Origin of the sequence: Flavobacterium sp. KS-LB2 (assembly GCF_036895565.1) — a bacterium.
Classification (GTDB): Bacteria; Bacteroidota; Bacteroidia; order Flavobacteriales; family Flavobacteriaceae; genus Flavobacterium.
The window spans coordinates 1,286,064-1,300,319 of the sequence record NZ_CP145904.1 but is presented as its reverse complement, the minus strand read 5'-3'; the positions used below and the strand labels follow the sequence as shown (position 1 = coordinate 1,300,319).

The 14,256-nt window shown below is 35.4% G+C and carries 14 protein-coding genes and 1 rRNA gene; 7 read left to right on the top strand and 8 right to left on the bottom strand.

Annotated features, from left to right (window positions below; all coding sequences use genetic code 11):
* Positions 1–127 precede the first annotated feature (127 nt).
* The 8 genes from V5J73_RS05595 to V5J73_RS05560 form a co-directional block, all read right to left on the bottom strand.
* A 16S ribosomal RNA gene (locus tag V5J73_RS05595) occupies positions 128–1,641 on the bottom strand.
* A gap of 529 nt (positions 1,642–2,170) precedes the next feature.
* Entirely contained in the window at positions 2,171–2,344 is a 174-nt protein-coding gene (locus V5J73_RS05590; RefSeq protein ID WP_338648191.1) for a hypothetical protein, read from the bottom strand.
* Positions 2,345–2,794: 450 nt separating this feature from the next.
* Positions 2,795–3,352: a DNA polymerase ligase N-terminal domain-containing protein gene (locus V5J73_RS05585; RefSeq protein WP_338648189.1), complete on the bottom strand. Its 558-nt coding sequence runs from the start codon at positions 3,350–3,352 to the stop codon at positions 2,795–2,797.
* Positions 3,353–3,431: 79 nt separating this feature from the next.
* A complete protein-coding gene (locus tag V5J73_RS05580; protein ID WP_338648188.1) occupies positions 3,432–3,797 on the bottom strand; it encodes a hypothetical protein in 366 nt (121 codons plus the stop codon).
* A 158-nt stretch (positions 3,798–3,955) separates the two neighbouring features.
* Positions 3,956–5,539 (bottom strand): MFS transporter, encoded by a 1,584-nt coding sequence (locus tag V5J73_RS05575; RefSeq protein WP_338648187.1) that lies wholly within the window; start codon positions 5,537–5,539, stop codon positions 3,956–3,958.
* Positions 5,540–5,543: 4 nt separating this feature from the next.
* Positions 5,544–6,593: an HlyD family secretion protein gene (locus tag V5J73_RS05570; protein ID WP_338648186.1), complete on the bottom strand. Its 1,050-nt coding sequence runs from the start codon at positions 6,591–6,593 to the stop codon at positions 5,544–5,546.
* A gap of 36 nt (positions 6,594–6,629) precedes the next feature.
* Complete coding sequence (locus V5J73_RS05565; protein ID WP_338648185.1) at positions 6,630–7,997, bottom strand: TolC family protein; 1,368 nt, start codon at positions 7,995–7,997, stop codon at positions 6,630–6,632.
* Between the two features lie 134 nt (positions 7,998–8,131).
* Positions 8,132–8,950 (bottom strand): AraC family transcriptional regulator, encoded by an 819-nt coding sequence (locus V5J73_RS05560; RefSeq protein WP_338648184.1) that lies wholly within the window; start codon positions 8,948–8,950, stop codon positions 8,132–8,134.
* Between the two features lie 157 nt (positions 8,951–9,107).
* On the opposite strand from V5J73_RS05560, the gene V5J73_RS05555 reads away from it, so the two are divergent.
* The 7 genes from V5J73_RS05555 to arsB all read left to right on the top strand — a co-directional run bounded on the left by V5J73_RS05555 (position 9,108) and on the right by arsB (position 14,244).
* On the top strand, positions 9,108–10,613 hold the full coding sequence (locus tag V5J73_RS05555; RefSeq protein WP_338648183.1) for a succinate CoA transferase: 1,506 nt from the start codon (positions 9,108–9,110) through the stop codon (positions 10,611–10,613).
* A gap of 199 nt (positions 10,614–10,812) precedes the next feature.
* Positions 10,813–11,073, top strand: a complete 261-nt coding sequence (locus V5J73_RS05550) for a heavy-metal-associated domain-containing protein (RefSeq protein WP_338648182.1) — start codon at positions 10,813–10,815, stop codon at positions 11,071–11,073.
* A 99-nt stretch (positions 11,074–11,172) separates the two neighbouring features.
* Entirely contained in the window at positions 11,173–11,556 is a 384-nt protein-coding gene (locus tag V5J73_RS05545) for a hypothetical protein (protein ID WP_338648181.1), read from the top strand.
* Between the two features lie 84 nt (positions 11,557–11,640).
* Positions 11,641–11,973, top strand: coding sequence for an ArsR/SmtB family transcription factor (locus V5J73_RS05540; RefSeq protein WP_338648180.1), 333 nt, complete (start codon positions 11,641–11,643; stop codon positions 11,971–11,973).
* A gap of 103 nt (positions 11,974–12,076) precedes the next feature.
* The gene (locus tag V5J73_RS05535) at positions 12,077–12,547 is read left to right on the top strand and encodes a DUF6428 family protein (protein ID WP_338648179.1); all 471 of its coding nucleotides are present in this window, start codon (positions 12,077–12,079) and stop codon (positions 12,545–12,547) included.
* A gap of 15 nt (positions 12,548–12,562) precedes the next feature.
* On the top strand, positions 12,563–13,198 hold the full coding sequence (locus tag V5J73_RS05530) for an arsenate-mycothiol transferase ArsC (RefSeq protein WP_338648178.1): 636 nt from the start codon (positions 12,563–12,565) through the stop codon (positions 13,196–13,198).
* Positions 13,198–14,244 carry an ACR3 family arsenite efflux transporter gene (gene arsB / locus V5J73_RS05525; protein WP_338648177.1) on the top strand — a complete coding sequence of 349 codons (1,047 nt, stop codon included), beginning with the start codon at positions 13,198–13,200 and terminating at the stop codon, positions 14,242–14,244. Before V5J73_RS05530 ends, arsB begins: the two co-directional genes overlap by 1 nt.
* Positions 14,245–14,256 lie beyond the last annotated feature (12 nt).

Genomic DNA, 14,256 nt, shown 5'->3' with positions numbered 1-14,256 from the left:
TTATTCTTAAATTTTATTCTTTTTTTTTAAATTAACAGCAAGAGTAATAAAATGTCCACATTTGTTTCCAACTTGAACTTTCGTCTTCTTTCCCTAGCGTGTATTGCTACTAACACTAAGGCTCTAGAAAGGAGGTGTTCCAGCCGCACCTTCCGGTACGGCTACCTTGTTACGACTTAGCCCTAGTTACCAGTTTTACCCTAGGCAGCTCCTTGCGGTCACCGACTTCAGGCACCCCCAGCTTCCATGGCTTGACGGGCGGTGTGTACAAGGCCCGGGAACGTATTCACCGGATCATGGCTGATATCCGATTACTAGCGATTCCAGCTTCACGGAGTCGAGTTGCAGACTCCGATCCGAACTGTGACCGGTTTTATAGATTCGCTCCTGGTCACCCAGTGGCTGCTCTCTGTACCGGCCATTGTAGCACGTGTGTAGCCCAAGGCGTAAGGGCCGTGATGATTTGACGTCATCCCCACCTTCCTCTCAGTTTGCACTGGCAGTCTCGTTAGAGTTCCCGACATGACTCGCTGGCAACTAACAACAGGGGTTGCGCTCGTTATAGGACTTAACCTGACACCTCACGGCACGAGCTGACGACAACCATGCAGCACCTTGTAAATTGTCTTGCGAAAAGTCTGTTTCCAAACCGGTCAATCTACATTTAAGCCTTGGTAAGGTTCCTCGCGTATCATCGAATTAAACCACATGCTCCACCGCTTGTGCGGGCCCCCGTCAATTCCTTTGAGTTTCATTCTTGCGAACGTACTCCCCAGGTGGGATACTTATCACTTTCGCTTAGCCACTGAGATTGCTCCCAACAGCTAGTATCCATCGTTTACGGCGTGGACTACCAGGGTATCTAATCCTGTTCGCTACCCACGCTTTCGTCCATCAGCGTCAATCCATTAGTAGTAACCTGCCTTCGCAATTGGTATTCCATGTAATCTCTAAGCATTTCACCGCTACACTACATATTCTAGTTACTTCCTAATAATTCAAGTTTAGCAGTATCAATGGCCGTTCCACCGTTGAGCGATGGGCTTTCACCACTGACTTACTAAACCGCCTACGGACCCTTTAAACCCAATGATTCCGGATAACGCTTGGATCCTCCGTATTACCGCGGCTGCTGGCACGGAGTTAGCCGATCCTTATTCTCACAGTACCGTCAAGACTCTACACGTAGAGTTGTTTCTTCCTGTGCAAAAGCAGTTTACAATCCATAGGACCGTCATCCTGCACGCGGCATGGCTGGATCAGGCTTGCGCCCATTGTCCAATATTCCTCACTGCTGCCTCCCGTAGGAGTCTGGTCCGTGTCTCAGTACCAGTGTGGGGGATCTCCCTCTCAGGACCCCTACCCATCGTTGCCTTGGTAAGCCGTTACCTTACCAACTAGCTAATGGGACGCATGCTCATCTTTCACCGTTGTGACTTTAATAACTCGACCATGCGGTCATGTTATACTATGAGGTATTAATCCAAATTTCTCTGGGCTATCCCTCTGTGAAAGGTAGATTGCATACGCGTTACGCACCCGTGCGCCGGTCTCTAGGTCCGAAAACCTATACCCCTCGACTTGCATGTGTTAAGCCTGCCGCTAGCGTTCATCCTGAGCCAGGATCAAACTCTTCATCGTATATTGTTTGCTTGAATCTCTTCAAGCTATTGTTATTCGACTAAATTCTAGTGGTTTTTTCAAATCTTTCGATTCTATTACTCTTATTCTTTTGTTTTAACATCTCTGTTAAAACGGCTGTCAATTCAATATGTCTAGGAACGTATTCTTCTTTTATTTTAACCTCGTTTAACTCACATTGTGTGTCGCTCGAAGCGGGTGCAAAAGTAAAAATTCTTTTTTTAACTGGCAAGAAAATTATGAAGTTTTTTTTGGAAATTTTTATCTCCGTTTAATTTCTTTTCTTATCAGTATTTCAAGGAACTTCATTTGTTTTGCTTAACCTAAATTACCACTCTCGCAGTAACATCTCTAACTCGTTTCTTCTCTCGTTAGCGGGGTGCAAATGTAACATCCGTTTTCTAATCTCACAAGCTTTTTTTAATCTTTTTTGAAAATAAATTTTCAACCCGATTCGTTGTGCTTGCCAGTATTTAAATGAACGTTTGCCGTTGTTGCGGGTGCAAAACTACAACCTTTATACCGTTATTCAAGCTTTTTTAAACCCTTTTTTTTCCTTTTTATTCGTCTTTTTTTTAACTCGCTGTAAACATGGTTTTTGAATAACAAAGTTTTTTAACTCTACCCCTTGATTTTTGACCAAAAAGCCATTTAAACTACAAAAAAACCAATAACAAGGCACAATCGCTACTCCTAAAGACATTACGATACGTTATATAATAACCTAAAATAGCAGCTGTGTTCTCCTTATTGGCTCCCTATCCTGCCTGCCTGCTTGAAAATAAACACCACAAATCCTTTTGTAACCATAATTAAAGAACGGTTTACCCTAATATACTCCAACTAGACTTCCCGATTCTTTTATTTGATACCTTATATATAGATAGCAATAGTGTTAACCTCCTTCCTTATATATAAGGTACAATAAAAACACTTTCCAATTTATCAATACATTCTAAACTTATCCTTATAAGAAAACCGCGTTAGGGATAGTAGCAAAAAGCCCACTGTCACGGCTCTCTTTGACGGGACGAGGACTTGTAGCGAATAGCCCGGCCTAGTATAGCACAAAAGCAATTATCTTTTTTGATAATTGCGGCTCTTTCAGTATGGAAACGCAAAAATGAGGATCTAAAGGACTCTTCTACATTCTTTATACTGTTTTATTTGAAAGGACAGATTTGTATTGTTGTAAAATATCCTCTTCCGTTGCATATTGATCCTTTGACTTTATCAAAAGCCATGTATTTTCCTCTTTCGTTTTTAATTTCACTAATGTAAATTCGCCTTTCAATTTCTTTCCATTAAGAATAAAACTAAGATGCCCATTTTGTAAATCGGATTTCAATACATCTTCAAAATCGTCTGTATTTTTATAGTCAGCTAAAGTATAGGTTCCATTATCCCAAACGATAACATTCCCTGCGCCATAATTTCCTTCTGGAATGGTGCCTTCAAAATCTTTGTAACTGTACGGATGATCTTCTACCATTATAGCTAATCTTTTATTAGATGGGCTCATTGATGGTCCTTTAGGTATTGCCCAACTTTTTAACAAACCGCCCATTTCTAAGCGAAAATCATAATGCAAGTGAGAGGCTGCATGCTTTTGTACCACGAAAACAAGTTCCTTTTTAGATTTTCCAATTTCTGCTTTGGGTTCGCTGGTAGAATCGAAATTGCGTTTTAAGTTGTATTTATGCAAAGACATAATAAAATTGGATTATCATTAAACTGAATTTAAAAATCAAGTAAAATCAATATTCTAAAAAATTAGCATTTAATGAATTTTAGCTTTTTTTACCATCATTTTCATCCAAATTACTATGATTGTCTCCGCCAATTCCATAATGGTTATTTTCTTCATCTTCACTTCCAGAATTTTCCAATTCATCATCTAATTCTGAACCAGGAATATCTAAGTCAGCTCCAGAAACATCCTCCTCAAAATCTTTTTCATTCAATTCCCTGACATTATTTATTTCAACTGGAGCCTTTTTTTTAGAAATATCTTCAGGATCTATATCCGATTCTTTTTTAAACTGGCTATAAATATCTTCACTTGGAGGATACAAAAGAGAATCTGGTAATTTATTTTTATCTTTCTTTCCCGGTTTTCTTTTGTCAAAGTTCAATTTATCGTTTCTATTATTCATTTTACACTTATTTAATTGATTTTCAATACACTAATTTAAACATTTTAAATAGAAATGCTGTTTATATTTACATAAAAAATCAAATTAATCAAGGATTTCAAAGTGCCAAAAAGAGATTTTCTAACCATAAAGGTTTAAATAAACCATAGTACACCTTTTTAAGTACCCCAAATTCTATTTTTGAAGAGGTCAACTGTTTGTCTTAAATGTTGATTCAGCAATAGAAAAACAACAACTATTACCATTAAATAACCAATAGCAGTAAAGATTTCCATATTGGACAATAAAACCGATTGTTTTGAAACCGAACTAATAATCTGTTTTATCGCTAATGTATTGGAATCATCCATAGTATATCCTTTAGATATAAAGCTTCTAATGAGTTGCTCCACCCGCATTTGGGTTTCTGGGCTTTCAGGAATAATAAATTGTCTGAATTTTGTAAAATGGGTACTTTGCAAAAACAACCCTGCGTTTTGAATCATTGCAAAACCCATTATACTTCCCCAAAAACGCCCTGCAACGCCAACAATTCCTGCAAATGGAGCAAAATGCGTAGGAACAGCAGATACGGTGAACAAAACTAGCGGAACAAATATTATTCCGACTGCCACACCTTGCAACATATACGGAATCGCAATATCTGTTATAGAAACATCCGGTACAAAAAGGAACGTAAACCAGAAATGAAATAGTGCCAAAAGTGAAAATCCTGTTATAAAAATATAACGGGAAGAAACTGATTTGGCCAAAAATAACCCTGTAATAATCATTCCAATTATATTTCCCGTTAAATTCAAATACTGAACATGCGCCACTCTTGAAGGCTCCCAATTCCAGACAACAGCCATTGTACTGTGACAAATATTCAAAGTCGATCTGGCAATATAAAAAACCACGGATAATAATAATCCGGTTCGTAGATTTGCATACCGAAATACGCGCATATCAAAAGTTGGTCGTTTCACCAGCATTTGTCGGGCAATAAAAAAACCTCCTGTTATTAAAGCAACAATCAGTGCTGCAATAATTTGGGGAGATTCAAACCAGTATTTTTTTTGCCCATAAACCACAAAATAACTACCGCATAAAATAGCGGTAAGCACTAGAATAAAACTGGCCCAATCAATCTGATACAGCGGAATTTTTTTATGAAAGCGATTGTTATTGAAAGTAATCATAACCAAAGCCACGCACACAATTTGGAAAAAAGCGGAACCATACACCATGTATTTCCAATCGTAATTTTCCAACAGCCAAACCGCAATATTCATTATAAAAGGAGAAGCCAGCATCAAAGCGCCATAGTTAAGCGTAAAAGCAATAATCACTGCGTTTTTAGACTTAAACCGAGCAATCAAAAACTGTCGTAAAGGTAAAACCGGCAAGGCCATCAAGATACCTTCGGCCATTCGTAACATAATAAACAAAGAAAAATTTTGAGTATAAGCCGTCAGTATAAATGTTAAAGCAGCTAAGCCATAAATAACCAGAAAATATTTTTTGGTTGGAAAAAATTTAAAAAACCGACTTTCGATAAGAATGGTAGCTAAAAAAGTTCCATAAGTAACACACATCGAAAACTGCAAATCTTCGACTTCTACGTCCAAAAAACTCGCCGCATAGGTCACATTAGAAGTATATACTCCCAATAAAACCATGGAATGCAGCATGCAGAAAAATATAATACCAATAATCGCCCAATTGGGAACCCAAGATTTAAAAATACTTACTTCAGACATCTTATTATTTGTGTTCGGCTATAACGGTTACATTCATACCGGCTCTAAGAAAATCCGTTTGTGCATTTTCCTTTAATTTTATTCTAACTGGAATTCGTTGTTCTATTTTTATAAAATTACCCGTTGCATTATCAGGAGGCAATAATGAAAAACGCGCTCCACTTGCTGGTGATAATGATTCAATAGTTCCTGTAAATTCTCCTCCGCTAATCGCATCTGCTTTCAGGGTTACTTCCTGATCAATTGATAAATACTGCAACTGCGTTTCTTTAAAATTAGCCGTAATCCACTTTTCCTTGCTAACGATAGAGACTAAGGTTTGTCCTTCCTTTATCATTTGTCCCGGCTGGATCATTTTTTTTCCCACCCAACCATCATAAGGAGCTGTAATTACAGTATAAGAAAGAAACAAAGTAGCGTTGTCAGCAACGGCTTGTTTGGACTGAATTACTGTTTGAGCCGTTGGGATTTTAGCAGAAGCTTCTGATGTATTTAATGCCGCAGATTGAATCGTGTTGGCTATTTCCTGATAATGCGCCTGAGCCAATTCGTAATCGGCTTTTACTTTTTCAAGTTGTTGCTCCGTAGCTGCTTCCTGGCTTACTAATCCTTTATAGCGATTGTATTCCAGTTTCGTTTTCCAAACTTCTGTTTTGGCAGCTTGTAACTGAGCTTCTCTAACTAAAGTTGTATTGGAAGTTGTTGCGACATTTTTTTGGGTTACTATACTACTACTTTTCGCATTTTCAACATCGGCCAATGCCATATCTAAATGTGCTTTGTATTCTCGATTATCAATTATAATCAAGGTATCTCCTTTATGAACAAACTGATTTTCATTATAATGCACTTCGGTAACATAACCCGTAATTCGGGCCATAATTGGCGTTACATACTGATCCACCTGAGCATCATTGGTTTCTTCGTGATTTTTATTAAAAATATAAAACCAAATCCCTAAAACAATTCCGCCGAGAACCAGTAAACTTGCAATCACGGTGATTAATCTATGAAAGGATCGATGTGCTCTTGACGAATTATGAACTTTTACCATATAAATTTGAAACTAAATTATATTAAACCTAAATTATTATTTGTTGAGTAATCCTGCCGTATGAAGCAATTCATATTGTTTCATTACCGCATCTATTCTTGTGGAAAATTTGTTGAATTTTGCCTGAAGCAAAGCATTATCCGCATCGACCATTTCAGTAATTAAGACCAGTTGGTTCAAGTATTTTACTTTTACAATGCGATAATTTTCATTGGCTAAATCCAACGCTTTGTCCGTAACCGGAAGCTTGTCTAATATTTCCTGATATTGAGTATGATTCCTAAATACTTTATCCGTCATTTCATTTTTTACAAGCTCAGATTCATTTTCTTGCAAATCCACTTTTAAACTGGCAACCTGAACTTTGGCTTTATTTTTATACAAACCAGACAAATTATAGGTAGCCTCCACTCCTATTTGCCCTATCGTATAGAGATATGGACGATTCAACGTAAAAAGCATATAGTCCGGATATTTGAGATTATAATTCCCAAAGAAACTGACCTTAGGATAATAATTCCCTTGCACCATCTTCAACTCCGTTTTTTTAATGGCTAATTCTCTATTTGCGATTCGCATATCTTCGTTTTGAAGGGTTTCTCTGAAATAGAAATCATAGTCTTTAAGCGGAGCAACGTCGAGTAATCCAGTTGTATCTATCTCAATTTCTGCTTCTTCGGGTAACTGTAATACTGTTTTTAACTCTTGAAGCGCAATCCTGATATTTTTTTTATTGGTTAACGAATTGAGTTCTCGATCCGACAATTGCAGTTCAGAACGCAACACTTCATTTTTAGTAACGGTTCCAAATGTTTTAAAAGCTTTCACTTCCTTTAATCGTTCCTGTTCTTCTTTAATGCTTTCGCCAATGATTTTCTGGAGTTCCATCATTTTATAAATGCCCAAAAAAGTAGCCGTAACCTGTAATTGAATATCACTCTCGGTCTTTTCTATCTTGATTTTCGCAATTTCGTTTTCCTCTTTCGACTTTTTAATCGCATTATTGATTCTATTGCCGGCATAAAGTGGCACATCAAATTTTGTAACCGCCTCATATATTACAGTTCCAGGTTCTGGAGTATAGGTATGCTTATCCGAGAAAAAACCGCCTTCGTATTCCGTCAAATCTGACAATCTGGAATACATTGCATTAAAATTAACCTCCGGCAAACGAAGATTTTTTGTCACGGCAATCTCTTTTTCGGAAATGCGCTGTTCGATATGAGATTTCTGAATGGTCTTATTATTTTCTTTAGCGATTTTTAAAGCATCGTTTAAAGAAATAGTGTTCACTTGTTGTGCCTGTACCGAAGTAATTCCTTGAAAGAAAAGGAACAGTAACGTTGCATTTTTTGAAAAATTAATATTCGATTGGCTCCAAAGAACCCATTTTTTAAGAAACATAATATAGATAAAGGAATAGGATGCAAAGTTCCCTAATTTAATCTATGCCGTAAAATCAACTAAAGCCAACTATTTATCCATTTCAGACAAATAGAAAACTATAACGATTGCAGAAAATAAGTACTGTGAAAAATTTACTTTTTTAGTATTTCAATCCCTTTTAAATAATCAGAAGGACGTTGTCCTAAAATCTTAAAAAAGGTGTTACTAAATGTTGGAACACTATTATAACCCACCGCTAACGCCACTTCATTGACAGAAAGCTTTTTTTCCAATAATAATTCAATTGCTTTTAAAATTCTTCGAATGGTGAAATATTGAATGAACGACATCCCTAAATCTTTTTGGAACAAGCGATACAAAGAGCGTTCGCTAAATCCAAATCGATTGGCTAAATCAGAAAACAAAATAGTTTCTCCCAAATTTTTATCCAAATAGCCAATTATCTTATTCAGTCGGTTATCCTTTGGCAAAGGCAATGATAAGGGCAAATTAGTCCTGCAGATTTCCGGTAAAATAGCTTTTATGGCATTGGCAATAGTAAAATTTCTGGTTCCTTTTTTCAAGTTTCCATTCCATCGATTCGTGAAAAGCATCATTTGCAACAATAAATCGTTAATGGGATAAATACCTTCCATTTTGTAAAAAGGATCTTCATTTGAATCCGTCGGAAAATATAAATTCCGCATCATAACATCCTCTGAGTTGGGATGAATACTATGTTTTACGCCGCCTGGAATCCAAATAAAATGACGCGCAGGAAGAAAATAAGTTTTAGTTTCGGTAGTTACGTGAACAATACCACCTTCAGAATAGAGCATTTGCGCTTTTTCATGCCTGTGCGTTGGAATCATTAATTCGCCCATTAAATCATGATGGCAATAAATACTTTTTTTATCGGTATCAACCTCTTTTATATAATATTTCTCTTCTAAAGTTTCAGATGGACTCATTGTGACTGAAATGAATATTTTTATGACTTATTACGATATTTATCCAATTCTTAATTTCACTAAAATTGTATACGATTTAAATAAAATTACAATAATTAATTTAAATCATTATCAAAATATCAACTTTTGGTTATTTTTTTACTAAAAACACGCAATTATGCAGTTGGACAGAATTAGATTTCAAAGTTACAAAGACAAAGTTATTTCTGCGCAAGAAGCCGCTTTATTTTTCAAAGATAAAATGACAATCGGGACCAGTGGATTTACAAAAGCGGGCGATAGTAAAGCCGTTTTACCAGCTTTTGCCGAAAGAGCAAAATTTGAAACTATTGGAATCACATTAATTACCGGCGCTTCGTTAGGTCATACTACAGATGCGGATTTGGCTAACAATAACGCTTTATACAAAAGGATGCCTTTTCAAGTAGATGCTACTTTAAGGAAAAAAATAAACGAAGGAAAAGTACTTTTTATCGACCAACATTTAAGCGAAACCGCCGAATTATTAGAAAACAAACACCTTCCAAAAATTGATATTGCCGTAATTGAAGCTACCTATATTGATGAAAATGGAAATGTAATTCCAACAACCTCAGTTGGAAATTCAGCTACTTTTGCGCATGCTGCCGATAAAATCATCATCGAAATAAATACTTCTATACCGCTTGAATTCAAAGGAATTCATGACATTTATCTCTCCAAAAATTATCCAAATAGAGAAGTTTTAAACATAACTTCTGCTGACGAAAGAATTGGAACTAATTATATCACAATTGACCCTAAAAAAGTAATCGGAATTGTTTTTACAGAAATTCCAGATAGTCCGGCACAAGTAACTGCGATCGACCCAAAAACGGCGGCGATTGCCAATCATTTATTGGCTTTTTTTGAAAATGAAATTAAAGAAGGACATTTAACAAATTCATTGATGCCGCTGCAGGCAGGAATTGGGAAAGTGGCAAATGCAGTAATGTCTGGCTTTGCCAAAGGAAATTTTGAAAATTTAGTAATGTATTCCGAAGTCTTGCAGGACAGCACTTTTGAACTCTTTGACAGCGGAAAATTAGATTTTGCATCGGCTTCTTCAATAACTGTTTCTGAAAATTGCTACAAACACATTCTTGATAATTTCGAAAAGTATAAAGATAAAATTCTGCTTCGACCGCAAACCATCAGTAATTCAGCCGAAGTGATACGAAGATTGGGAGTTATAGCTATAAATACAGCCATTGAATTTGATATTTATGGCAATGTAAATTCAACCCATATTTCTGGAACTAATATGATGAACGGTATTGGCGGTTCAGGTGATTTTGCTCGAAATGCCTATTTAAGTATTTTTGTTACGCAATCATCTTCAAAAGAATTTAATGCTATTTCCCATGTTTTACCAATGGTTTCCCACGTTGATCATACGGAACATGACGTTGATATTTTAATCACTGAACAAGGCATTGCCGATTTGAGAGGTCTTGCTCCCAGAGAACGCGCCAAAGTTATCATTGAAACCTGCACCCATCCGGATTACAAAGAAGAATTATCAGATTATTTTAATCGGGCTTGTTTGCGCGGCGGTCATACACCTCACATTTTAGAAGAAGCCTTTAAACTGCATTCCAGATATGTTGAAACTGGTAGCATGAAACAAAACTGTTTAGTCTAAATACCCTTACTTTAGTAATTATATATTTTTTTTTAACATCCCTAAGCATCCTTTTTGTTTAGGGATGTTTTGTTGTTATGCAATCTTTTTATTTACTTAAAAATTTTATTGTTTTTTCAGTTTTATAACACATAAATAACTAACTTTAAAGTACTTAAGATTTAATCAAATCACATTTATAACTTTAAAAAACAGCGTCATGAGTATACTAACAGACAACGTAATTCCAGGTAATCATGGTAAAATTTTTGGAACAAATGCCATTAAAGATTTAGATCTATTAGAAATCAAAACAAGTCTCATGGAATTAGACGGGATAAAAGAAGTGATATTGAATACTGATGTTTTTCCAAGAGAATTTACTGTTCATACGTCAAAAATGATCACTATAGATGCTATTGAAAACAAAGTTAAATCTATTGGTTTTCATGCTATTCCGAAAGATTTATTTGAGCTTTGACATTTTGAAACTCTGCTCCAACTCTTTCTCCTTTTCAATTTTATTACAATACAAACAACACTTAACCAATTAATATCAAACTATTTAAAAGACAGAAAAATGGAAACTAAAAAAACAATTTATCAATTACACGAAGAACACAAAACATGGTTAAATAAACTTTTGTTTTATAAAGATGAAATTAAGATTATGAACAATCGGATTGAGGAGATTTCCCAAAAGAACACTTCCGGAGAATTACGAGCTTTAGTTGACCATTTTCATAATCAACTCCTCATTCAAAAGGAACAAATTGACATTTTAAATCACGATATTAAAAGTCATGAGTCATTTCTTGAGACATCGGTACTAAAAAATCCCAATGCTGTTGATCACGAAAAATTTTCAGATCACAAAAAACATCGAGAAAACATCACTGTCTTTGAAAAATTATTTAAAGATTTGAGAGAAGAATTGATTGATTTTTTATCAAAATGGATGTGAATTTGAAGACCTTTTAAAAATTCACCTTTCTAAATTTGCTTTCGAGACATATATATCGTAATATTGCAATATAAATATATAACGATGGGAATTACAAAATCAGAACATTTTACAAATGAGCAAAACGAATTGGCAACTTTGGCCAAAGCCATAGGTCATCCTGCCCGTATTGCCATTATTCAACACCTTATTAAAGTAAATAGTTGCATTTGTGGAGATATCGTAAACGAGTTGCCTCTAGCCCAACCTACCGTTTCACAGCATTTGAAAGAACTAAAAAATGCCGGACTCATACGAGGCAATTTTGAAGGAAATGCCATTTGCTATTGTCTCAACGAAGCAGGTTTCAATAAAATAAAAGGCTTTTTTCAGCACATCAATACCTATTTAGAAAACAAGAAAAATCAATGTTGTTAATTTTTAAAATATACTAAAATGACATCGCCATGACTCAAAAAATAATATAATACTAGGAATGGCGATACCATATTCCATTAAAAAAAATAAATATTATCTTCATATGAAACTATCAGAAATTAAAAAACAGTTGAGCACATTAGACAATGTTGCTTTTGTATTGCCAAACGGCACTTATGTTCCAGAACATTTTCACGTAACTGAAGTGGGTTTAATCACTAAAAACTTTATTGACTGTGGCGGAAAAGTTCGAAAAGAAACCGTTGTGAATTTCCAGTTATGGGATGCAAATGATTTTGAACACCGTTTAAAACCTAAAAAACTTCTAGATATAATTGCACTTTCAGAAAAAGTATTAGGAATCGAAGATTTCGAAATTGAAGTAGAATATCAAGCAGAAACAATTGGTAAATACGATTTAGGTTTCAACGGAACTGCATTTACTTTACTAAACAAACAAACCGCCTGTTTGGCTGAAGACCAATGTGGAATTCCTACCGAAAAACAAAAAGTAAAGTTATCTAAAATTGCAAGTCAAACTAATAGCTGTACTCCAGGTGGAGGTTGTTGTTAATTTTAAAACCTTAAAATGGAACTAACCAAAATCATCCTATTTCCAGAAATCGAAAAAATAATCAATACTTTTAATTTCGAGAGCATTTCTGCTGAACGTAAAATCGTTTTGCAACCGCTTATTGATTTTATTCAAAATAAAGTTACCAATCAACAAGAAATTCGGTTGAACTTAATCTGCACCCACAATTCAAGGAGAAGCCATTTATCTCAGGTTTGGGCGCAAACAGCGGCGGCACATTTCAATATAAAAAATGTGTTTTGTTATTCTGGCGGGACCGAAGCAACGGCTTTATTTCCTGTGGTAGCAAAAACATTGGAACAATCGGGATTTAAAATCAAAATCATTGCAGCAGGAAATAATCCTGTTTATACCATAAAATATGGAGAAAACGAACATCCTATTATTGGTTTTTCAAAAACGTATGATGATGATTTTAATCCGCAAAGTGAATTTGCAGCGATATTGACTTGTTCGCAAGCAGATGGAGGTTGCCCATTTATTGTCGGTGCTGAAATGCGTATTCCAATCACTTTTGAAGATCCAAAAGCATTTGACAATACATCTCAACAAGCCGAAAAGTATCAGGAACGCAGTTTGCAAATTGCAACCGAAATATTTTATGTATTCTCCCAAATAAAATCACAATAATGACCGCTAAAAAAAGATTAAATTTTCTCGATAGTTACCTTACACTTTGGATCTTTCTGGCAATGGCGATTGGCGTTTCCATTGGCTATTTTATCCCCTCCAGCAGCGGTTTCATCAACTCTTTTTCAAGCGGAACGACCAATGTACCTCTGGCAATTGGATTGATATTAATGATGTATCCACCATTGACAAAAATTGATTTTTCAAAAATTCCTTTAATGTTTGAAAAACCAAAATTACTGACCGCTTCTTTCTTTATCACCTGGATTGTTGGTCCATTTTTAATGTTTTCATTGGCAACATTCTTTTTGAAAGATTATCCGGAATACATGACGGGTCTAATCATTATTGGAATTGCGCCTTGCATTGCAATGGTAATTGTTTGGAATGAATTAGCCGAAGGAAACCGCGAATTAACGGCTGGACTAATCGGAATTAATAGTTTGCTTCAAGTGTTCTTTTTTGGTTTATATGCTTATTTCTATCTGGAAATCATGTTGCCATTATTTGGAATTAAAGGATTGGAATTAAATATTACAGTTGTTCAAATCGCTACAACGGTTGGAATATATTTAGGAATTCCATTTGCATTGGCAGTAATTAGCCGTTATACTATAAAGAAATTTATTGGAGACAAATGGTTCAATCAAAAGTTTATTCCGTTTGTTTCTCCCATTACTTTGATTGCTTTGCTTTTTACAATCGTAGTCATGTTTAGCTTAAAAGGTGAAATGATTGTTGATTTACCATTGGATGTCATTCGGATTGCCATTCCTCTTGTCATTTTCTTTGCCATTATGTTTTTCCTAATGTTTTTTGTTTCCAAAAAAATTGGAGCCAATTATAGAGATGCCGTTGCACTTTCATTTACCGCCTCCGGAAATAATTTTGAATTAGCAATTGCCGTTTCCATTGGTGTTTTCGGAATCAATAGCGGACAAGCATTTGCAGGAGTTATTGGACCACTAGTCGAAGTTCCTGCTTTGATAATTTTGGTAAATATTGCTTTTTGGTTAAGAAAAAAATATTATTCTAAAACAACTTAAAGTAAAATTCCA